The organism is Flavobacterium sp. LB2P53, assembly GCF_003970305.1.
In the GTDB taxonomy this organism is placed as follows: domain Bacteria; phylum Bacteroidota; class Bacteroidia; order Flavobacteriales; family Flavobacteriaceae; genus Flavobacterium.
Genome location: NZ_RYDG01000002.1, coordinates 194,312 through 216,792, shown reverse-complemented (window position 1 = coordinate 216,792; position 22,481 = coordinate 194,312). Strand labels below are relative to the sequence as shown.

Genomic DNA, 22,481 nt, shown 5'->3' with positions numbered 1-22,481 from the left:
TTGTCGTAATTTCAATCTCAAAACAAAAATCTCAAATAATCAGTTGTTTTTGATTTTTACAGGGAAATTCAGCTTTTAATTCAGCTTTTAGAAAAACCAAGTCGCCACAAAAATAGCCGTAATCACACAAATCAAATCGACTATAAGCATCGTTCCTAATGCATAACGCGTATTTTTAATATTTACGGAACCAAAATAAACGGCTATCACATAGAAAGTACTTTCGGCACTACATTGAAAAATACTACTCAATCTTGCCGTTAAGGAATCAGCACCAAAAGTATTCATTGAGTCAATCAAAAATCCTCTTGATCCTGCAGAACTAAAGGGACGAAGCAACGCAACTGGTAAGGCATCCGTGATTTGCTTGCTAACACCCATATTTGAGAAAATAAAAGCGATCCAATTGCTAATAATTTCAAATAAACCACTGTTTCTAAATAAAGAAATGGCAACCAACATTCCCAATACATAAGGAAAAATAGTTACTCCAGTTTTCACACCATTGTTTGCTCCTACTACAAAAGAATCAAAAACTGTAGTACTTGCGACCGTAAACTTCTTCTCATTTATAAAGGAGAAAATCAGGGTAAAAGCAATAATTCCAATTAATATTAAAGCAGAAAGATTAGCCGTAAAATAGTTTTTCCCGATTAAATCTAAATGGTTCACATACATCAACAAACCAACAATTGCAGCTATTAAAACCATCAATACAATCACTAGAGAAGCACTTTTGAAATTGATTTTTTGCTTCACTCCAACAATTAGAAATGCTGCAATAGTTCCTATAAAAGAAGTGATAATACAAGGTAACATCACATCCGCCGGATTGCTGGCATTAGCCGCAGCACGATACCCTATAATAGAGGTTGCAATCAAAGTAAGACCTGAAGCATGCAAACACATGAACATAATTTGTGCATCACTAGCCTTATCTTTCTCAGGATTTATCTCTTGTAAACTCTCCATGGCTTTTAGACCAAAAGGAGTTGCAGCAGAATCTAATCCTAAGAAATTAGCAGCAAAATTTAAGGTCATATAGGAAATGGAAGGATGATTTTTAGGAATACTAGGAAACACTTTTACAAAAACTGGACTCAATGCTTTCGCTAACTTTCCAGAAGCTCCGGAGATGATTAAAAGCTCCATTAATCCACAGAAAAAGGCCAAGTAAGCCATCAACGGAAGGACTAAATCAAGCAAAGTACTTTTGCACGTTGGCAGTAAACCATCTGATTTTTGAACGCCACTGTATATTTTTACGGTTTTGTTTTTATAAACATAAGTCGTATCCGCATTTAGCGTATCACGATTAATTATCATGGTTTGTTCGGGTGCTTTTTTGATGCTGTCTTTAATAAAGGCAGGAAGTTCTTCGGGAAATTTCTCCGAAACCAGAATTGGATCATCTTTCTTTCCGTTCAAAACGTGGTCAATAGTATAACTGTCTCCCGAAAACAAACTAAACACTACAAATACAATTGCTGAAATAAAAATGACTAACCAAAATCTACTCAATACCATAATCTATAATTTTTGTAAATGTAAAAATTTAAAAAGTTTAACCGCAAATTCGCTAATAAAAATAAACCAGGAATAAACATTTCGATTCGCAAAATATCCAATTTGCGAATTGGCGGTAAATTATCACACATGAATTATTTCGTCCTCAATCAATAATTCTTCCCGTCTTAATCTCAAGAAAATCTGCGCCACGGCGATCGTGTCTTTCTCACAATAGGTTACAATACGATCAATATCTTTGTCTACATAAAATACATGTCCTACCTGGCTACCGTCGATATCGCCTTTTGGAGAAGGGATTCCAAGGACTTTACACATCAATTTCAAAGAAGTAAAATGCTTGTAATCGCCAAATTTCCACAATTCCAAGGTATCCAAATGGGGGATTTCCCATGGTTTTTTTCCAAATAAATTCAGTTTGTTTGGAATGGCGATTTGGTTGATAATCATGCGTCGGGCAAGGAACGGAATATCGAATTCCTTGGCATTGTGCCCACACAAAACATGTTGCGGCTGGTTGAAATGAGTATTCAGCAAAGTATTAAAATCTAACAATAGTTTCTTTTCTTCACCAAAAAAAGAAGTCACCCTAAAATTCCGAATATCGCCTTTGATAGTAAAATAACCCACGGAGATACAAACGATTTTCCCAAACTCGGCCCAAATTCCCGCACGATCGTAGAAATCCTCGGGAGTATATTCGTCTTTGCGCTGGTATTGGGTTTTATGTTCCCAAAGATCTTGCATTTCAGAATCTAATGCATTGAAATCTTCGGCTTCCGGAACGGTTTCGATGTCCAGAAACAGAATGTTATTGAGGTTTATTTTTTCTATCATTTGATGGCACGCAGCTTACGTGGATTTTTACAGATTTTCTTAAACGAATATACCAAATTTATTCATCAACAACTAAAACAAACTTTGTTGCGTCGTTGGATTCTCATGTTCCAATAACCATTTTTTTCGCCATAATCCGCCTGCATATCCTGTTAGTGAACCATCTGTTCCAATGACTCTGTGACAGGGCACGACAATCCAAAGTGGATTTTTCCCATTAGCAGATGCAACGGCTCTAATGGCTTTGACATCACCCAAAATTTTGGATTGTTCGAGATATGTTCTCGTTTTCCCATAAGGAATGTCCAATAAAGATTTCCAGACTTTTTGTTGGAATTCAGTCCCTTTTGGATTTAATTTAAAATCGAAATCGGTTCTCTTGCCTTCAAAATATTCGTTGAGTTGTACAACGGCTTGTTGTAAAACAGCCTGAATTGTATTTGAACACAACCCTTCTTCGGTGACTGAAATTCGTGATATTCCACTTTCATCGCCTATGATTTTGGCAATTCCCAATGGCGTTTTGATGTATGCGGTTTCCATATTTTAAAGATAAAAAAAATACCCACATTGTTCCTAAAGAAGTAATAAAGTTCAGAAATAAATGCACTTAAAGTGTTTTGAGCATAAAAAAACCATTCGCAGAGACGAATGGTTCTTGTATTTTAGCCCCGATAGCAGCGGCATCTCGCGATTTAGAAAAACAAGGCTTTTTATCCGTAGTTTTTATTTATCGGGAATACAGCGGATAGCGGGAGTAGCTCCTGAAAAACGCCAGGATTATTTCAAATTGGAATATACGTATGCTTCCAAGGCTTTCAATTCGTCATCAGACATGGCTTTGGTAACCACGAAGTTTGTTTTCATCACTTCATACTGGCTAGGATCAACAATAGGCTCGCCTTCGCCTTTCAAAAACGTTACGATACTTGCGTTTTTATCTTTATAAATCTTAGCAATATCCTGCAGGCTAGGCCCTATAACCTTTTTGTCAACCTGATGGCAGGCCACACAATTTCCTTTCCCTTTGAAAATTTCTTCTCCCAATTGCTCTGGTGTTTGAGCAATTTCTTCGGTAGTGGTTGGGTATAAAGGTTCTTTTTTGGCTTCTTCTTTTTTACAAGAAGTTAAGGCTAAAACGGCTAATAAAAATAATGTCTTTCTCATGTTAATTTCTTTAATTATAGGTGGCTCAGTGGCTAGAATTACCATCCAATATATTTGGGTGGCTGAATTTGATTCAGATTCAAATATACTAAAATTTGTGCTCTGTGATGGGTAACATGGTCTTGCATCAAATTAAGTATTTGCAATTTTGATTTTTGACCCGCAAAAAAAGTAACTTTTTGGGATAATTCAGCATCATTGGTTTTTTGGACAACTCTTTTTGCTGCATCAAAAGAGGTTTTTATCTCTTGGATTATTTGTGCTTTTGAAAGCCCTTTTACGGCTTCTTTTTTCACATATTTCTCTTCCGAAAAATAAGTTGTGCCCAACCAATTCATGTTATCTTGTATGTGAAATAATTGTTCTTTAAAGGACATTTCACGTTCAGCGGGTTTATAATCATATTTATCTTCCGGCATAGCTTCTGCAACGGCCACTAAATAATCTTTGGAATTATCCCATTTCTCTATGAAAGTAGAAACTACTTCCGCTTGTGCAAAAATGCTATTGGAAAGCAATAAAACCACTATTATTAAACATTTTTTCATTTCTATTTGTTAAGGAGTATTGCAGCCTCTTTCGCAAAATAGGTCGAAATCAAACTGGCTCCCGCTCGTTTGATACACATTAATTGCTCCATCATAATTTTATCGTGGTCTAACCAACCTCTTTCGGCAGCGGCTTTGATCATCGCGTATTCCCCTGAAACATGATAAACGGTTACCGGAACATTCACCGCATTTTTCACTTCTCGAACGATGTCTAAATAGGCAATCCCTGGTTTTACCATGACCATATCGGCACCTTCTTCTACATCCCACAAGGCTTCTTTGATGGCTTCAATGCGATTGGCATAATCCATTTGGTATGTTTTTTTATCTTTTGGAATTTCAGTGGCGTCAACAGGAGCGCTGTCTAACGCGTCACGGAACGGCCCGTAAAAAGCAGATGCGTATTTTGCCGAATAACTCATAATACCTACGTTATGAAAACCGGCAGTATCCAGACCCTCGCGCAAACGCAATACACGTCCGTCCATCATGTCCGATGGCGCTACAAAATCGGCTCCGGCCTGCGCATGAGAAACAGCCATTTTTACCAAAGCATCATTCGTCGAATCGTTTTCTATATCACCTTTTGCAATGATTCCGTCATGTCCATAAATAGAATAAGGATCCAAAGCCACATCAGGCATTACAATCATTTCCGGACAAGCAGCTTTGATGGCACGTATGGCATTTTGCATCAATCCGTTTGGATTCCACGCTTCCAGTCCCGTATTGTCTTTTAAATTTTCACTTACTTTTACATAAATATTTACTGCACGAATGCCCAATGCAAATATTTCTTTGACTTCTTCTACAGTTAAATCTATCGAACGACGGAATATACCCGGCATGGAAGAAATTTCTACTTGTACATTTTCGCCTTCAGCTATAAACATAGGAAACATAAAATCCGAGGGACTTAAACTCGTTTCACGAACTAAACTCCTTATGGATTCGTTTGTTCTTAATCTTCTGCCTCTGTGTAATGGGAACATATATTTTCGTTTAAAGTTTCAGGTTTAAAAGTTTAAAGTTAAACCCATTTAAAATTTAAAATTCAGAATTTAAAATAAATCTAAAGCCAATCTCTTGGGTTTTCTAATACGTGAACTAATTTCTCTTCTTCGCTTCCTGCTGCTGCATGATGGTCGTACACCCATTGTACATTTGGTGGCAAACTCATCAGGATACTTTCGATTCTTCCGTTGGTTTTTAGTCCAAATAAAGTGCCTTTGTCATGAACCAAATTAAATTCGACATAACGACCGCGGCGTATTTCTTGCCACGTTCTATTTTCTGGCGTATAGGGTAAATCTTTTCTTTTTTCTACAATTGGAACATACGCTTCAAGGAAACTATTGCCGACTTCCGAAACGTAATTGAACCAGTTCTCCATAGTCATGGTCTCCGTTTCTTTGCAATAATCGAAAAACAAGCCGCCTATTCCTCGTGCTTCATTGCGATGCGCGTTCCAAAAATAGGCATCACATTGTTTCTTGTATTTTGGATAAAACTCTGGATTGTGTTTGTCACAAGCGGTTTTACAGGTTTGATGAAAATGAATTGCATCTTCTTCAAACAGATAATACGGTGTTAAATCTTGTCCGCCACCAAACCATTGCTGAATCACGTTTCCGTTATCATCGTACATTTCGAAATAACGCCAATTGGCATGAACCGTAGGAACCATTGGATTTTTTGGGTGCAATACCAAACTTAGTCCACAGGCAAAAAAATCAGCTTCGCCCACATTGAACATTTTTTGCATGGCTTCTGGTAATTTCCCATGAACGGCTGAGATATTCACTCCGCCTTTTTCGAAAACTTTTCCATTTTCGATAACACGAGTTCTTCCTCCTCCGCCTTCCGGACGCTCCCAAAGATCTTCACGAAATTTGGCTTGGCCTTCAACTGCTTCCAATCCTTTACAGATTTGGTCTTGAAGGTTTTGTATGTAGGAGTAAAATTGTTGTTTCATCTTGTTAGTTCATATAATTCCATATCTAACGGGAGTCCATTTGTTGGAGTAAACTCATTCTTTAATGTTTCGCTCCATACAAATCCGCATTTTTGAGCTACTTTAACACTTCCAAGGTTCGTTTTATGAGAAATAATATGAAGAGTTTTTAACTCTAATTCATCAAAAGAATACTTTGAAATTCCTTTTACAGCAAATGACACCATGCCTCTTCCTTCATATTCTGAACCAATACAATATGCTAACTCTGCTATTCTTTTCTCCCAATCAATTTTTTTAATAATAATTAATCCTGCAATATTTTGAGAATCTTTCTCTCGAATTGCTAAAGTGAAATTTGATTTTTCCTGAATCTCCTTTTCCTTTATTGAAATATATTCTTTTGTCTTTTCAATACTTGAATTGCTTGAAAGTGTAAGTGGGAAAAATAGGAGTAATCTTTGATAATTGTCAATCATAAATTGATACAACTGATTTGCATCTGTTAGTTTTAATTTGTCTATGGTGAAGTTTTCTGTTATATGCATTCGTTTTATTTTTTCTTTCCTGAAAGGTTTTTTTAACCTTGTAGGTATTCTTTATTTTGTTATCTGACTTTATTATTTAATAGTTAAATCTTTCGCACTTCTTTTCAGCCTTCCCATTCCTGTTCGACTTAAGTTGCATTCTTTTCTTATTACTCTTAAATTAGCTTTATCTTTATGATAATTGATGAATTCAGTAGTTAAGTCTTGATTTTTAAATACAATAAAATTATTCTCTCCAAGTGTGTATTCAACTGTTTCTAGGTCGATATTTTTCACTTCTTTAAACCTATCAAGTATTACAGAGAAAGTATTCGGCTGTCTATGGTCAACCGCTAAATCTTCCCATTTTGACAATTCATTTGTTTCTTGACATTTTACATATCCTTTTACGGAATTGGCATTGAAAAAATCTTGTTTTACTAAAAGCATATCTTTTTGAATAGCATTTCTACAAGCTTTGTAAAACAAAGTTTCTGGATTATATTTTGTCTTGTTTAAAATCATTAAATATGAAATGTAATGGCTTGACAAATCATCATAAAATATTTCAAAACATTTTGTGCCATATTGAACTTGGCTAACTTTAATATCAGTTATTTCTATTTCCTTTTCAAAATACTCATCAAAACTTGCTCTTTCATCTAAAATTATATTTTCTCTAACTTCGTCAGAATCGACGTCCCTTAAATGATTTATAGTTTTAAACTTTTCTATTATTTCATCAAAGACAATTTTATTGAAATCAAATAATTCTTCATTTTCTTCTATAGAAAATTGTTCTATACAATTAGAACTATTCAAATTAGCAGAACCTTGAATAAGGTATTTTCTTCCTCCATTATCATCACTTTGAATTAATACTATCTTTGATTGATTATTGCAAACGGATAATTGAAACTTTTTTTCTACATCTAAAGTTTCATAAATATATTCTATGAGGTTATCTCTTTCATAAGTAAAAAAACGGTCGGATACAATTAAATTTAATTTTTCAATGAACCCCTCTTCCAATAAACTATAAAGGCTGTCAACATTATGTTGAGACATAGATGAAGTAGAAATAGTTAACTCTTTAGCTTTCATATTCCTACACACCAAAAAAGTTTCGATAAAGTCTCCAAAAATAAAGTCTCCATCGATAATACAAAAATACCTTTCATTTTTAAAAATCTGTATATCTCTACTTAATTGTTCAACATTTTCATAGTTAATGATTTTAGTTTTACTTGTCGGACACTTAATATATCTTTTATCTTCATTTTCTAAAACTGCTATTTGATAATTAGAAAAATGATTTTTATCAAAAGTAAAAGTTTCTTTTATATTAGTAGTTTCTGAATCTGTTTCTGAATTATTATCATCCTCCAATAAAAACAAATCAACTATATCGTTGAAATCCTCCTCATTCAAAGATTGTCCAAAGTCATAAGAATTTAAAATCGTTCGATAATGACTAATTGCATCTTTTTTGAATTGGTATGTTTTATCTCCAATAATTAAGGGCTTTCTCATCTTCCACGTTTTTTAAAATTTCATATAATTAAACACCCCTACAAGGTTAAAAAAACCTTGTAGTAAAGACTGCAAACTGAACACTAATTACTGTATACTATTTCCCGTACTCCTTCACCGCATCAATAAACGCTTTCGCATGATCCACAGGAATATTTGGTAAAATTCCGTGACCTAAATTCACGATGTATTTGTCTTTTCCGAATTCGTCAATCATTTCATGTACCATTTTCTTGATAACCGGAATTGGAGATAACAATCTGGAAGGATCAAAATTTCCTTGTAATGTGATGTTTCCGCCAGACAAGTATCTTGCATTTCTTGGAGAACACGTCCAATCTACACCAAGTGCCGAAGCCCTACTTTTTCCCATTTCATTCAATGCAAACCAACATCCTTTTCCGAAAACAATAACCGGTGCATCATCAGCCAAAGCTTCAATGATTTGATTGATATATTTCCAAGAGAATTCCTGATAATCAACTGGCGATAACATTCCGCCCCAAGAGTCAAAAATTTGAACAGCATCCACTCCTGATTTCACTTTTTCTTTCAAATATAAGATCGTGGTATCAGTGATTTTTTGCAATAAAACATGAGCAGCTTCTGGATGTTCGAAACAAAATCCTTTGGCCATATCAAAGCTTTTAGAACCTTTCCCTTCCACCGCGTAACACATAATTGTCCAAGGTGAACCTGCAAAACCAATTAATGGCACCTCATCATTCAACATTTCTTTGGTCAATTTAATAGCATCAAAAACGTACCCTAATGTTTCATGTACATCTGGAACAATTACTTTCTCCACATCTTGAATCGTACGAATTGGATTTGGTAAAAATGGACCGAAATTTTCTTTCATCAACACTTCAATTCCCATGGCTTGCGGAATTACCAAGATATCTGAAAACAAAATGGCAGCATCCGGAGCAATTCTGCGAATCGGCATCATCGTTATTTCGGCTGCTAATTCCGGAGTCTGACAACGGGTAAAAAAATCATATTTATCACGCAATGCGATAAATTCCGGCAAAAACCGTCCGGCTTGACGCATCATCCAAACTGGCGGACGTTGTACTGTTTCTCCTTTTAGTGCTCTTAAAAATAGGTCGTTTTTGATCATGTATTTAAATTTTAGCGGATTGCTAGATGCTTTCCGGTGTATAATATTCAATAACTTCCAAAATCACGGCTTCGATAGTTGGTGTTTCGGGAATTACTATGTTTTTAATTTTCTTTGTTTCTAATGCTGCTGCTGTAGTAGTGCCTACGCAAAAACAAACTTCATTCTTGATTTTATTATTTGTCAAATAACTTTCAACGGCAGATGGGCTAAAAAACAGAATTCCGTCAAAATTTTCTTGGTCTGATATTTTAAAAGGCGCTAGTGTTGTTTGATACACTTCGATTTCATTAAAAATTATTCCGGCACTTTTTAATGCTTCAGGCAACGTTTCTTTACGCAAATTTCCGCTCAAAAAAGTATAGCTTTCTTTATTGTAAATTAAAGTGATTATTTCAGCTAATTCAGAGGCATAATCTAAATAAACATCGACTGTAAAGCCATGCAATTCCAGTAATTCTTTGGTTTTAATACCTACACAAAAAACAGGTTTCGTCTTTAAAACTTCCCAACCGTTTTGTTCTATCAAACTTAAAACCGCATTTTGGCTGCTAAAAATTAAGTTGTTGTTGATGGTACTGAGTTCGAAAAGGTTGTTTTTTATTTCGATGAAATCTTGTTCCAAAAGATCAAAATTAGCATCAATAAATACTTGCCTTTGTTCTGCCGATAATGTTTTGGTGGATAAAATGCTTGTTTGGCTCATTATTTCTTCAAATTAATTTTAATTGCTGTCATCAATTCCGCTCCGCCATTTTCTAAAATTTCTTTGGCACAATAAAAGCCTAATTTCTTCCATTCCTGCATCGGAACGGTTTTTTCTATTTCGATTTTTTGTTTCCCATCAATTGAAAACAAAACGCCTTTGAATACTATTTCCTCATCTGTAAATACTGCCAAAGCGCCAATTGGTGCCGTACAACCGCCTTCGAGTGTTTTCAGAAACTGTCTTTCAATGTGTGTACATACCTCGGCATCAATATCATTTAACTCAGAAACGGCCTCTCTGCAAAATTCATCTTTTGCCATCGCAACAACCACCATTGCGCCTTGAGCTGGCGCCGGAATCATCCAATCCAAGTCGATATAATTAGAAGGTTTCAAGTTGATTCTTTCCAAACCTGCTGCCGCAAAAACGGCTCCGTTCCAATCGCTTTCCTGCAATTTCTGCATTCTCGTATTGACGTTTCCACGTAAATCAACTACTTTATGGTTGGGGTATTTATTGAGCCATTGTGCCTGACGACGCAAACTGCCTGTGGCAATTGTTCCTGCTCCATTACGAAAATCAAGGGTTCCTTTGTACACTAGGATATCTAACGTATTGGCTCTTTCCAAAACTGCCGCCTGTACAATTCCTATTGGCAAAGCCGTAGGAACATCTTTCATGGAATGCACTGCAATATCAACCTGACCGTTGATCATGGCAATATCAAGTGTTTTAGTAAAAATGCCTGTGATTCCTAATTCGTAAAGTGGTTTGTCAAGGATAATATCTCCTTGCGATTTTACCGCTATAATTTCGGTTTTATAGCCTAAATCATTTAGTTTTTTTTCGACGGTATGGGCTTGCCAGAGTGCGAGTTCACTGTCTCGGGTTCCTATGCGTATTGTTTTGTTTGCCATTTTTATTTTTTCAAACCAAGAGGAATTAAAGGTTTATTTTAATGAAATTTAATTCCTTAATGGTGTAAATTTTATTTTGTAGTCGCTCCTATTTTGAAAACTTTCTCAATCCAATCGATGCTTTCATCCACCATCGTATCATCATCTTTCAAATGGTTGGCAAAATGTGTAGTTATTTTTTGGATAATTCTGTTGCTGATAATCTCTGCTTGTTCTTCGTTGAAATTTGAAATTTTCTTGCTTTGAAAATCCAATTCGGATGTTTTTATCGCATTCAATTTTGCTTTCAAAGCATTGATAGTAGGGGCAAATTTTCTGCCTTTGGTCCACGTAGTAAATTCTTCTTTGATTTCTTCAATGATGGCTTCAGCAGCGGGAATGTGTTTTTTTCTATTTTCTAAAGTTTCATCTGTTAATTGTGACAAATAATCCATGTGAATCAGCGTAACACCTTCTAATTCCTCGACATTTTCATTTACATTTTTAGGAATTGATAGATCCAAAATCAATATTGGTTTTTTCAAATTCAGAATCGCTTTGTCAATAGTAGGATTCTGTGCGCCGGTAGCTACCACAACAACATCTGCTTTTTGTAGTTCCAAATGCAGTTCCGAATAATCTTTCACAATTAGATTCAGTTTTCCGGCTAGTTTCTCTGCTTTTTCTTTGGTTCTATTGATAAGTGTAATGTGTTCGTTTTTAGTATGTTTTACTAAATTTTCACACGTATTTCTACCAATTTTTCCAGTACCAAACAATAGAATATTTTTGTTCCCAATGTCTTGCACATTGTTAATAATATAACGAACCGCAGCAAAAGAAACCGAAGTAGCTCCAGAACTAATTTCGGTATCGGTTTTTATTTTTTTACTGGCTTGAATCACCGCATTCACCAATCGTTCCATAAAAGCATTGGCTAAGCCCAATGATTTTGATTGTGAAAATGAGTTTCTTATTTGGGCAATAATTTCAAAATCACCCAGAATCTGACTGTCTAAACCCGTTCCCACACGAAACATGTGGCTGACGGCTTCTTGATTTTTATAGACAAAACCCACTTTTTGAAAAGCTTCAACTGAGCCTTGACTGTTCTCGCAGATTAATTTGATCAATTGAAACGGATGTTCCGCATAACCGTAAATCTCTGTACGGTTGCAGGTAGAAGTAACTATTAAACTCTCTATTCCTTCATTCTTAGCTTGTTCCAAAACCCGCGTTTTTGCTGCGGCATCTAAACTAAACTTTCCTCTAATCTCAGCATCTGCTTTTTTATAGCTTAATCCTACGGAGTAAAAATAATGATGCTTTGATGTGTTATTGTTTTCCATATTTGCACTTTTCCTAAAAGTGAGGCAAAATTATCACTATAGTATTTATAAAAGTAACGCTAGAAGTTCTTTTTGTATCGCTCAGTGATTTTTTAATTCCAAATGGTCAGAATACTGCAAAAAAGGCTACTTTTGTAATGAATTCAAGTTGTTTGAATTGCTTTATTTAAAGTGGTTCTAAATAAAATAACTTGATGAATATCATTTTTACTTAAAAAAAATATCGCTATGGGTTCTCAGGAAATTATAAAAATTGAGGATGATTTCACACTCATTCGCTTTCAGAATGACAGCAACGATTCTTTTAATGCGCAACGGGAAGTGGGCAGCGGTTTGATTCAGTTTCATTTTGGAATCAAAGGAAAAGCGAAATTCATTTTCAACCAAGGCAATTATGCTTTGGAACTGAAAGAGGAAAAATCATTGTTGCTGTACAACCCACAAAAAGAACTGCCTTTAAATCTGGAGTTAGCACCTAATTCTTGGGTAATCTCTGTGATTATTTCTATCAAAAAATTCCATGCTTTATTTTCGACCGAAGCCGATTATATTACTTTTTTAAGCGCAGATAATAAGGACAAAAAATATTATAACGAAGGTAATATCAGTCCCTCGATGGCGATTGTTTTATCGCAATTATTTCATTATAACTTGCATCCCTCCATAAAAAACTTGTATTACAAAGGCAAAGGATACGAATTATTGAGTTTGTATTTCAATAGAACTGAAGATCCAAACGCAGAACAATGTCCGTTTCTAATTGATGAGGACAATGTCATGAAAATTAAAAAAGCCAAAGAAATCATCATAGCCAATATGGCTGAACCACCCGGATTACAGGAATTGGCGGATGAAATAGGGCTGAATCTAAAGAAACTAAAAATGGGTTTCAAACAAATTTATGGCGATACCGTTTATGGTTTTCTGTTTGACTACAAAATGGATTTTGCTCGAAAATTACTCGATAGCGGCTCCTATAATGTAAACGAAGTAGGATTGAAAATTGGCTACAGCACCGGAAGCCATTTCATAGCGGCATTTAAGAAAAAATTTGCCACTACGCCCAAAAAATACTTGATGTCGATCAATCCAAATATGTCCTAAACAATTGATTTCATATATTAAACAATAAATAAAAAATAGTTAATCGCAATTTATAAAAAAGTAAGTTTATTTACTTTTGTACCAACAAAAAAAGATAACATGAAAGGTGTATTATTAGTTAATTTAGGTTCTCCGGAAAGTCCAACTCCAAAGGATGTAAAATCGTATTTAGATGAATTTTTAATGGACAAATACGTAATTGACGTTCCGTTTTTGTTACGAGCATTATTAGTTCGTGGTATAATTTTGCAAACAAGACCTAAAAAATCTGCTGCCGCTTACGCAAAAATATGGTGGGACGAAGGGTCTCCTCTGGTGGTTATTTCCAAAAGAATGCACGAAAAAGTACAAAAATTAGTTGATGTACCCGTTTCCCTAGCAATGCGTTACGGAAACCCATCCTTATTGTCCGGCTTACAAGAGTTACATGATAAAGGCGTGACCGAGGTGTTGTTTTTTCCTTTGTACCCGCAACATGCAATGGCATCTACCACCACAATAATAGAACTGGCCGAAGAGTACCGTAAAAAGTATTTTCCGGGTATGAAATTCACGATAGTTCCTGCGTTTTACAACAAACCAGATTATCTCAAAAACTTGGCTGATTCCATTAAAGGTCATCTAGAAGGTTTTGACTATGATCATTTATTATTCTCCTACCATGGAATTCCGGAGCGTCATATTCGCAAAACGGATATCACAAAATCACATTGTAAAATTGACGGTTCATGCTGCAACACCCCGTCGCCGGCACATGAGTTTTGTTACCGCCATCAATGTTATGAAACGACCAAACAAGTTGTAAAATTGCTGGGAATTCCAGAAGGAAAATACAGCCAGACTTTTCAATCGCGCTTAGCCGGAGACAAATGGTTGACACCATATACAGACGTTGAAGTAAACAAAATGCCAGAGAAAGGAATCAAAAACCTGGCTGTTGTAACGCCTGCTTTTGTATCGGATTGCTTGGAAACTTTGGAAGAAATTGCCATGGAAGCCAATCATGAATTTAAGGCTCACGGAGGAGAAAATTTTAAAGCAATTCCTTGTTTAAATGATGGTGACGACTGGTGTAAAACCGTAAGTAATTGGATTTCAAGCTGGTCCAATGCTTCATCATCACTTAAACTTGACTCCGAAAAAATTAACGCTTAAATGACTGTTACCGCCGATGAACTAGGAACACAAGACATTAAAAAACTCTTGATAAAACAGGCAGTTCCGTCTTCTATTGGGATTTTATTCATGTCGGTTAATATCTTGATTGATACCATATTTGTTGGACAATGGATTGGTTCTTTGGCCATTGCTGCGGTAACCGTAGTTCTGCCCATCACCTTTTTGATTTCTTCTCTGGGAATGGCGATTGGTGTGGGCGGAGGATCTGTACTTTCCAGAGCATTGGGAGCCAGTCACAAGGAAAAAGCACTTCAAACATTTGGCAACCAAATCATGATGACTTTTTTATTGGCTTCTGTTTTTGTGGTATTTGGTCTTTTTTTTAGTGACGAAATGCTAATGCTTTTTGGCGCGAAAGGAGCCATAATGGAACCCGCAAAAGAATTTTTTATCCCCATAATTATAAGCGTTCCGTTTTTGGCACTTTGCATGATGGGAAACAACGTGATTCGCGCCGAAGGCAAGGCCAAGTTTGCGATGGTCTCCATGATTATTCCTGCATTTGTCAATATTGCATTGGATATTATTTTTATCAAATACTTAGATTTAGGTATGTTTGGCGCTGCTTTGGCTACTGCCATATCCTATTTTACCTGTTTCTTGTTTGTACTTTGGTTTTTTGTTTTCAAAAGTGAACTTCAACTGAAAATGAAGCATTTTAAATTTAAAATGCCCATTGTCAAAGAAATCGCTGAGTTGAGTTTTGTGACTTTTTCAAGACAAGGAGTTGTGAGCATTTTAGCCATCATCCTGAATCATACTTTATATACGTATGGCGGCGAACATTCTGTTGCTATTTATGGAATTATCAGTCGAATGCTGATGTTTTCCTTGTTTCCTATCCTGGGAATTACGCAAGGATTTCTGCCAATTGCCGGTTTTAATTACGGTGCCGGAAATTATGAAAGAGTCAAAGAAAGTGTGCTGCTTTCGATAAAATACGCCGCCTTTTTAGCCACCGTTATTTTTGTGGTTATTCTAATTTTTGCCAAACCTATCGTTGCTGTTTTTACTACAGATCCACTCGTGATTGATCAAACTCCGGAAGCGTTGCGTTGGGTTTTTGCGGCTTCGCCAATCATAGCCGTTCAGTTAATTGGCGCGGCTTATTTTCAAGCGGCGGGAAAGGCAAAAAAAGCATTGCTTTTGACCTTAAGCAAACAAGGATTTTTCCTGATTCCGTTAGTGCTAATTCTACCAAATTTTTTAGGTATTTTTGGAGTGTGGTTTGCATTCCCAATTGCAGATATCTTATCAACAATACTAACTGGCTATTTTCTAAAAAAAGAAATGAATACAAAACTGATTCAAACTAACGATGGAATACTATAATTACCTTAAATCTCTGCACCTCATCTTTGTAATTACATGGTTTGCAGGATTGTTTTATATTGTACGCTTATTCGTGTACCAAATTGAAGCGGCACAAAAACAATCGCCAGAGAAAGAAATTCTGCAAAAACAATACAAAATAATGACCTATCGCTTGTGGTATATTATCACTTGGCCTTCGGCTGTTTTAGCGAGTATATTTGCCTTTTCATTACTTTATCTGAATCCAAGTTTAATTCAGTTAGATTATATGCAAGTAAAATTTGGCTTTGTTTTTGCACTTTATTTATACCATGGAAAATGCCAACAAATTTACAATCATTTGCAAAATGATGAAATAAAATACAGTTCAAACTTTATGCGGTTGTGGAATGAAGGTGCGACCATAATTTTATTTGCAGTCGTTTTTTTAATCATTGTCAAAGATGCAGTGAACTGGATTTATGGTGTAATTGGAATCTTTTTGTTTTCCATTTTAATTATGTTGGGTTTTAAATTTTACAAACGGATTCGACAAAGAAATCAATCTTAATTATGTTCAAAAGCTTCAAAACAGCAATGCTCTCGTTACGAATCAGAATCTTCCTTTCGATGATTGTGTTGATATTAATAGCGTCTGTTTTATTAGCTTCTATATCCATCATTCAATTTAAAAACGAAGCCAAAGAGTACCACCAAGAACGCTTAGAACGCAATGAGAATTCTGTAAAAGAACACATCAATTATGTACTCTCTACCACTACATATCCTTTAAATTCTGCCAATTTAAGTTTGATTTTTAAAGATAAAATCCATGAATTAGCCCACATTCATAATGCGGAAATAAACATCTATGGTCTGGACGGAAAATTACTAAAGTCTTCTAAAGAGTCTTTTTCTGTGGATATAGTGGCGCCTCCTATTCCAAAATACATTTTAAAACTAGTTCGTTCTTCTATCGAAAAAAGATACGTTGATATTAAAACTATAGATGGCAAAAAGAACCGTTCCGCTTTCAGCCAAATCAAAGATCATAAATTCAAACCACTGGGGATATTGAACTTACCTTATGTAGAAGATGATGGATATTATGAAAACGAATTAAAAAGTTTCCTAATTCGTCTGGGACAGGTGTATGCTTTTATGCTTATTATTGCTTTTGCTGTCGCTTATTTCCTTTCCTCTTACATTACAAAATCATTAAAAACAATATCAGATAAGTTAAGTGGAACGAGTTTAAATCAAAAAAATGAAAAAATTGTTCTGGAAGCAAACAGTAAGGAAATCAACTTATTGATCAATGCCTACAACGGAATGGTGGACAAACTGGAGAAAAGCGCCATTAAACTGGCCCAAAGCGAACGAGAAGAAGCGTGGCGCGAAATGGCCAAACAGGTCGCCCATGAAATCAAAAATCCGCTTACGCCAATGCGATTAACGGTACAGAGTTTTCAACGAAAATTTGATCCAAACGATGCCAATGTAAAACAAAAAATGAACGATTACTCCGAAACTTTAATTCAACAAATTGACACCATGAGTGCCGTTGCCTCTGCGTTTTCAAATTTTGCATCAATGCCGGCACAGCAAAACGAAACCTTGAATGTTGTTGCCGTAGTAGAACTTGCGATGGACATTTTCAATGAAGACTACATTGAATTTCAAAGCGATTCTCCTGAAATTATTTCGAAAATTGACCGTACCCAACTGATCCGGATTATCACGAACCTGGCTAAAAATGCTATTCAGTCTATTCCGGAACAACAAGAAAAAAAATCAGTAGTTCTCCGTATCCATAAAGCAGCAAACAACGTATTAATTACTGTTACCGATAATGGAATTGGAATTCAACTCAAAGATATTGACCGTATATTCGAACCAAAATTTACCACTAAAAGCAGCGGAATGGGTCTTGGTCTTGGAATTATAAAAAACATTATCGAAAATTATAAAGGAACGATTACCTTTGAAACTGAATATGGAAAAGGAACTACTTTTACGGTTTCGCTTCCAATAATTAACACCTAAAAATACAATTATGAACTACGAAAATCTTTTAATTGCAACCGAAAATAACATTGCAACGATTACCATTAATCGTGCTACAAAACTAAATGCGTTGAATGTTGCCACGATTTCTGATTTGAATAAAGCTTTCAAAACATTAGGTAAAAATGATGAAATTCGTGTTATTATTTTAACGGGAAGCGGTGAAAAAGCTTTTGTGGCGGGAGCGGATATCTCTGAATTTGCTGCTTTTTCAGTTGAAGAAGGAACGCAATTGGCCGCTGAAGGACAAGAAAAATTATTTGATTTCATAGAAAATTTAAAAAAACCCGTAATCGCAGCCGTTAATGGTTTTGCATTGGGCGGCGGATTAGAATTAGCCATGGCGTGTCATTTCAGAGTAGCTTCAGAAAATGCAAAAATGGGATTACCTGAAGTTTCGCTGGGTGTAATTCCGGGTTACGGAGGAACGCAACGTTTGCCACAATTGATAGGAAAAGGACGCGCAATGGAAATGATTATGACCGCAGGAATGGTAACAGCGCAAGATGCTTACAGAACGGGACTGGTAAATCACGTAGTCCCTGAAGCTGAACTTTTAGATTACTGTGTGAGTGTAGCCCATAAAATAATCAAGAACTCTCCTTATGCTATCGGCAAAGCCATAAAAGCGGTCAATGCTAATTTTAAAGAAGGAAAAAATGGCTATGAAACCGAAATAAAAGCTTTTGGAAAATGTTTTGGAACCGAAGATTTTAAAGAAGGAACAGCTGCATTTTTAGAGAAAAGAAAAGCAGTGTTTACGGGGAAATAATAACAAAAGAGAACCACGTTGGTTCTCTTTTTAGTTTATAAATGATGTTCCTTTAAAATAATCTTTGCTCAAAAAACAGATTATCTGCTTGACAAGACTTAATTTTGCAATCCTCTTTCGGAATATAACCATCTAAAATTAAACCAATGTCCTTCCAACCTGTATTTGCACTTTTCTGGGAAAATGTAAAAGAAAGCATCCAAAATGGCACTTACGCCAAACTAACACTTGCCAAAACCATTGGTGACACCGAACTGAAAAACATCTACGTTCGTCCCGTTTTATCAGAAAGTAATGTATTCAGCCTTTCCGTTACGGCGCGTTATAAAACCGAAGAAATAGAAAGTTCCCATACGCTCGACGAAGCTTTTATGGTATTAGCGCCTTTTATGAACAACCCGTTCCTAACCGCTTTGCTGTTTACGACGGAGAATGACATCACTTTTAAACTCAATAAAAAAAGAGTGGGAAGCATTATGGAACAAGCTCCAACTTTTAAAAATGCTTCGGATGTGATCTTGGAAATGAAAGCAAAAGGGATTTCGATTTAAGATTTTTGATTAATCCCGATAACTATCGGGACTGATTTTTGATTTAAAAAACCAGTAATCCAAAAAATATCTGAAATTTAAAAATAGTGGTTAGGGACCAGAATTTAGTAATCAGTTCATGGCTTGGGTGTAAAGCAAGACTGAAATCGATCTTTTTTAATTAAAGTTGCAGTATTTGGACGTCAACAAACTGAATACTAAAAACTGAACACTGTTTACTTACTTCTCCCCTTCCCATTCCGCATAAAACTGCGCTAGAAATCCTTCCATATACTGGTGTCTTTCTTGTGCAATTTGTTTTCCCCCCTCGGTATTCATCTTATCTTTCAACAGCAATAATTTTTCGTAAAAATGATTGAGCGTTGGAGAATCGTTCTTCTTGTATTCTTCCTTGGTCATGTTGAAATTTGGAGCAATTTTAGGGTCGTAGATCGCTCTGTTTTTAAATCCGCCATAATTGAATGTTCTGGCAATTCCAATGGCGCCAATCGCATCTAATCGGTCCGCATCCTGAACCACATCTAATTCTATTGAGGAGAATTTCTTTTCGAAATTACCGCCTTTGTATGAGATGTTTTCAATGATCTTGACCACATGTATAATGGTATCTGCGTCAACATTTTCTGATTCTAAAAATGATCTCGCTAGTTTTGGCCCTACAGTTTCGTCACCGTCATGAAACTTACTATCGGCAATATCATGCAGCAAAGCACCCAATTGAACCACCGTGGGATCACAAGCTTCTTTTCTAGCAATCAAAACGGAATTTTTAAACACTCTTTCAATATGAAACCAATCGTGTCCGCCTTCGGCATTTTTTAGTTTTTCCTTTACAAAAAGAATCGTTTTTCGAATTAAATCTGCATTTATCATTCTTTATATACTTTTAAAAAAAAAGTTGAATTTCAAAGTTCTGTAACTTCAAAATTCAACTTTTTTATTCTTTATTTTTGCATTCAAAAAGCTATCGTACTAAAGCGGGTTCTACCCATTTGAAAATATGGGATTCTTTCGGAATGACCAATCGCTCAGAAATTCGTGCCATTCTTCCGGGTAATTTCATCAAATAATCCCGGGCTTTTTCTGCTTCGTCAGTTAAACCTGTAATTTTATCAATTTCCCATTTGTCAATTAATTTTTGCATAATGTCAACATAATCCGCTGCAGTGTACACCCCGATTCGTTGTGCCGAATCCGAAAACTGTTCGAAAGCAGTACTTATTTTTTCACCGGATTCTCTTAAGAAATGTGCTGGCATAACGATTTTTGCTTTCATCATATATTGAAACGCAAGCATCATTTCGCTAGGATCCACCTGAAAAATACGAGTTACAAACTCACTGTAAGCATGATGGTGGCGCATCTCATCACCCGCAATCATTTTGCACATTTTAGACAATTTGTTATCCCCATATTTCTTAGCCATTTGCGCTACTCGGTTATGGGAAACATAGGTTGCCAACTCTTGAAAACTAGTATAAACAAAGTTTTTATAAGGGTCTCTTCCGGTTCCTATGTCAAAACCATCGTTGATGAGGTGCTGGGTAGTCATTTCTACTTCACGCATATTCACGCGACCTGATAAATACAGATATTTGTTGAGCATGTCGCCATGACGATTTTCCTCTCCAGTCCATTGTCGGATCCATTTGGACCAACCGTTTCGCTCTACATTATCTATTCCGTCTACGTCCATTAACCAAGATTCGTAGGTCGGTAAGGCTTCTTCAGTAATCGTGTCACCTACTAAAGTTACCCAAAAATCATAGGGTAATTCTTTTGCAATTTCACGCAATTCTTTGACCTCATCAAAAAAAGTATCACTTTGAGAATTAGGCAAAAAATCCGTTGGTTGCCATATTTTTTCTACTGGTATCAGATACTGATCGACAAAGCTATCTACGTTTTTTTCCAAAAACTGCATTACTTCTAATCGAATGTTTTTTATTGACATTATATATAAATTAAATTTTTATTCCTTGAACAACTGCTTTTTCTGTTTTTTCGATCAAATCAGAAAAATTATAATCTTTAACCGCTAATGGCTTATGAACTACAAAGGTAAGGCGATTTCCTAAACCTAAAGGGAAAAATCCATATTTAACAATTATCCAAGAATTGTTTATGCTTATCGGAACTACATAAGCCGAAGGCGCGTATTTGCATAAAATTTTGAATCCGCTTTGCGCAAACTCCTTTGGCTTCCCAGTCTTGCTTCGTGTTCCTTCCGGAAAAATAACTGCGCAACGATTGTGTTTTTCAATATATTCAGACAAATTTTTGATCGCAGGAATGGCTTGCTTGGGATCTCTACGATCAATAAGAGCAGAACCGCCATGTCGTAAATTAAACGACACACTGGGAATCCCACTTCCCAATTCTTTTTTACTGACAAATTTACAATGAAATCGGCGAAAAAACCAAATCATAGCAATAATATCGTACATACTTTGATGATTGGACACGAAAATTAACGGAACATTTTTTGGGATGCTTTCCACATTTTCAAACCGGTACGATGTTCCTAACAGTCTTGTGCACAAAATCAGAAAAAAATTTAAATAATCGACACTTATTTTATGGGCTTGATACCCAAAAACGTGAAAGCAAACCCATTGAATTGGGTGAAAAATAACCAAGGTAAGACCAAAACATAAATAATAGATTACGGATATGGGATACGAAATTAGTTTTTCCATGCTTTAAAAATTTGCCGTAAAAGTAAGAAATATATTTTTAGCCCGATTTTAAATCCCAAACAATATAATGGACTCAACCTTTAATCGTAACTTTGCCAGTCAAAATCCATGTCCTTTTTTCTATTAAAATGAATTTTACTTACTCAAAAAACGAAAAACTAAAAAGCAAGACCACTATTGGATTATTGTTTACCGAAGGGAAATCAGTATCAAAATATCCGTTGCGATTGGTGTATAAAGCCAGCTCTTTTGGCGATCCCGAATCCCGAAACTTCGGGACGGGAGAAAAAATAAAAATGGGAGTTTCGGTTTCCAAAAAGAATTTCAAGAAAGCCGTAGACCGCAATTATTTCAAACGCGTCCTGCGCGAAACCTACCGGCTGAACAAACACCTTTTGATTGACCATCTGGACCAACCCTATTCCTTTATGTTTTTTTATCAAACTAAAGACAGATTGACGTACGCCGAAATTAATACCAAAACCATTCAATTGTTTGAGAAATTTGTTGCTCAAAACATTAAAAAACCAGTATCCGAAAGCGATTCTATTTCTGAAATATAAACAATTCACCTATCCCAATTAAACAAAATCACCTTTAGATTCAGTCCTGCATCATTATTTCGTGATTTATTGTTATTTTA

The 22,481-nt window shown here is 35.6% G+C and carries 24 protein-coding genes; 8 read left to right on the top strand and 16 right to left on the bottom strand.

The features are described 5' to 3' along the window. Positions 1-87 precede the first annotated feature (87 nt). The 13 genes from EKL95_RS03490 to hemA all read right to left on the bottom strand — a co-directional run bounded on the left by EKL95_RS03490 (position 88) and on the right by hemA (position 12,173). The gene (locus tag EKL95_RS03490) at positions 88-1,527 is read right to left on the bottom strand and encodes a nucleoside recognition domain-containing protein (protein WP_126563554.1); all 1,440 of its coding nucleotides are present in this window, start codon (positions 1,525-1,527) and stop codon (positions 88-90) included. A 123-nt stretch (positions 1,528-1,650) separates the two neighbouring features. Next, positions 1,651-2,364 carry a 3'-5' exonuclease gene (locus tag EKL95_RS03485; protein WP_126457716.1) on the bottom strand — a complete coding sequence of 238 codons (714 nt, stop codon included), beginning with the start codon at positions 2,362-2,364 and terminating at the stop codon, positions 1,651-1,653. A gap of 72 nt (positions 2,365-2,436) precedes the next feature. Continuing rightward, positions 2,437-2,907: a methylated-DNA--[protein]-cysteine S-methyltransferase gene (locus EKL95_RS03480; protein ID WP_126457717.1), complete on the bottom strand. Its 471-nt coding sequence runs from the start codon at positions 2,905-2,907 to the stop codon at positions 2,437-2,439. Positions 2,908-3,144: 237 nt separating this feature from the next. Next, a complete protein-coding gene (locus tag EKL95_RS03475; RefSeq protein WP_126563553.1) occupies positions 3,145-3,531 on the bottom strand; it encodes a c-type cytochrome in 387 nt (128 codons plus the stop codon). 38 nt (positions 3,532-3,569) lie between these two features. After that, positions 3,570-4,079 (bottom strand): DinB family protein, encoded by a 510-nt coding sequence (locus tag EKL95_RS03470; RefSeq protein ID WP_126563552.1) that lies wholly within the window; start codon positions 4,077-4,079, stop codon positions 3,570-3,572. A gap of 2 nt (positions 4,080-4,081) precedes the next feature. Further along, positions 4,082-5,074, bottom strand: a complete 993-nt coding sequence (hemB, locus tag EKL95_RS03465; protein ID WP_126563551.1) for a porphobilinogen synthase — start codon at positions 5,072-5,074, stop codon at positions 4,082-4,084. A gap of 80 nt (positions 5,075-5,154) precedes the next feature. After that, on the bottom strand, positions 5,155-6,057 hold the full coding sequence (gene hemF, locus EKL95_RS03460) for an oxygen-dependent coproporphyrinogen oxidase (RefSeq protein WP_126563550.1): 903 nt from the start codon (positions 6,055-6,057) through the stop codon (positions 5,155-5,157). Beyond that, positions 6,054-6,584 (bottom strand): GNAT family N-acetyltransferase, encoded by a 531-nt coding sequence (locus tag EKL95_RS03455; protein WP_126452238.1) that lies wholly within the window; start codon positions 6,582-6,584, stop codon positions 6,054-6,056. The genes hemF and EKL95_RS03455 overlap by 4 nt, the downstream gene beginning before the upstream one ends. A gap of 72 nt (positions 6,585-6,656) precedes the next feature. Beyond that, complete coding sequence (locus EKL95_RS03450; protein ID WP_126563549.1) at positions 6,657-8,096, bottom strand: hypothetical protein; 1,440 nt, start codon at positions 8,094-8,096, stop codon at positions 6,657-6,659. Positions 8,097-8,193: 97 nt separating this feature from the next. Then, the gene (gene hemE / locus EKL95_RS03445; protein WP_126452242.1) at positions 8,194-9,219 is read right to left on the bottom strand and encodes a uroporphyrinogen decarboxylase; all 1,026 of its coding nucleotides are present in this window, start codon (positions 9,217-9,219) and stop codon (positions 8,194-8,196) included. 22 nt (positions 9,220-9,241) lie between these two features. Beyond that, a complete protein-coding gene (locus EKL95_RS03440) occupies positions 9,242-9,925 on the bottom strand; it encodes a uroporphyrinogen-III synthase (protein ID WP_126457723.1) in 684 nt (227 codons plus the stop codon). Continuing rightward, complete coding sequence (gene hemC, locus EKL95_RS03435; RefSeq protein ID WP_126452246.1) at positions 9,925-10,845, bottom strand: hydroxymethylbilane synthase; 921 nt, start codon at positions 10,843-10,845, stop codon at positions 9,925-9,927. Before hemC ends, EKL95_RS03440 begins: the two co-directional genes overlap by 1 nt. Before the next feature lie 71 nt (positions 10,846-10,916). After that, the gene (gene hemA / locus EKL95_RS03430; RefSeq protein ID WP_126452248.1) at positions 10,917-12,173 is read right to left on the bottom strand and encodes a glutamyl-tRNA reductase; all 1,257 of its coding nucleotides are present in this window, start codon (positions 12,171-12,173) and stop codon (positions 10,917-10,919) included. Positions 12,174-12,401: 228 nt separating this feature from the next. On the opposite strand from hemA, the gene EKL95_RS03425 reads away from it, so the two are divergent. The 7 genes from EKL95_RS03425 (at position 12,402) to EKL95_RS03395 (ending at position 19,139) form a co-directional block, all read left to right on the top strand. Continuing rightward, entirely contained in the window at positions 12,402-13,277 is an 876-nt protein-coding gene (locus EKL95_RS03425) for a helix-turn-helix domain-containing protein (RefSeq protein ID WP_126457725.1), read from the top strand. A gap of 99 nt (positions 13,278-13,376) precedes the next feature. Next, the gene (hemH, locus tag EKL95_RS03420) at positions 13,377-14,432 is read left to right on the top strand and encodes a ferrochelatase (protein WP_126457726.1); all 1,056 of its coding nucleotides are present in this window, start codon (positions 13,377-13,379) and stop codon (positions 14,430-14,432) included. Continuing rightward, positions 14,433-15,788, top strand: coding sequence for an MATE family efflux transporter (locus EKL95_RS03415; RefSeq protein WP_126563548.1), 1,356 nt, complete (start codon positions 14,433-14,435; stop codon positions 15,786-15,788). Further along, positions 15,775-16,320 carry a CopD family protein gene (locus tag EKL95_RS03410; RefSeq protein WP_126563547.1) on the top strand — a complete coding sequence of 182 codons (546 nt, stop codon included), beginning with the start codon at positions 15,775-15,777 and terminating at the stop codon, positions 16,318-16,320. Before EKL95_RS03415 ends, EKL95_RS03410 begins: the two co-directional genes overlap by 14 nt. A gap of 59 nt (positions 16,321-16,379) precedes the next feature. Continuing rightward, positions 16,380-17,795: an ATP-binding protein gene (locus EKL95_RS03405; protein ID WP_126459053.1), complete on the top strand. Its 1,416-nt coding sequence runs from the start codon at positions 16,380-16,382 to the stop codon at positions 17,793-17,795. A gap of 10 nt (positions 17,796-17,805) precedes the next feature. Next, on the top strand, positions 17,806-18,588 hold the full coding sequence (locus tag EKL95_RS03400; RefSeq protein WP_126457729.1) for an enoyl-CoA hydratase/isomerase family protein: 783 nt from the start codon (positions 17,806-17,808) through the stop codon (positions 18,586-18,588). Between the two features lie 146 nt (positions 18,589-18,734). After that, a complete protein-coding gene (locus EKL95_RS03395; protein WP_126563546.1) occupies positions 18,735-19,139 on the top strand; it encodes a hypothetical protein in 405 nt (134 codons plus the stop codon). A 219-nt stretch (positions 19,140-19,358) separates the two neighbouring features. Here EKL95_RS03395 and EKL95_RS03390 read toward each other — a convergent pair whose 3' ends face one another. The 3 genes from EKL95_RS03390 to EKL95_RS03380 all read right to left on the bottom strand — a co-directional run bounded on the left by EKL95_RS03390 (position 19,359) and on the right by EKL95_RS03380 (position 21,838). Further along, positions 19,359-20,012 (bottom strand): HD domain-containing protein, encoded by a 654-nt coding sequence (locus EKL95_RS03390; RefSeq protein WP_126563545.1) that lies wholly within the window; start codon positions 20,010-20,012, stop codon positions 19,359-19,361. A gap of 91 nt (positions 20,013-20,103) precedes the next feature. After that, positions 20,104-21,093: an acyl-ACP desaturase gene (locus EKL95_RS03385; RefSeq protein WP_126457732.1), complete on the bottom strand. Its 990-nt coding sequence runs from the start codon at positions 21,091-21,093 to the stop codon at positions 20,104-20,106. A 10-nt stretch (positions 21,094-21,103) separates the two neighbouring features. Continuing rightward, positions 21,104-21,838, bottom strand: a complete 735-nt coding sequence (locus tag EKL95_RS03380; protein WP_126457733.1) for a lysophospholipid acyltransferase family protein — start codon at positions 21,836-21,838, stop codon at positions 21,104-21,106. Between the two features lie 128 nt (positions 21,839-21,966). Here EKL95_RS03380 and rnpA point away from each other — a divergent pair, with 128 nt between their 5' ends. Beyond that, positions 21,967-22,401: a ribonuclease P protein component gene (gene rnpA / locus EKL95_RS03375; protein WP_126457734.1), complete on the top strand. Its 435-nt coding sequence runs from the start codon at positions 21,967-21,969 to the stop codon at positions 22,399-22,401. Positions 22,402-22,481: the final 80 nt, after the last annotated feature.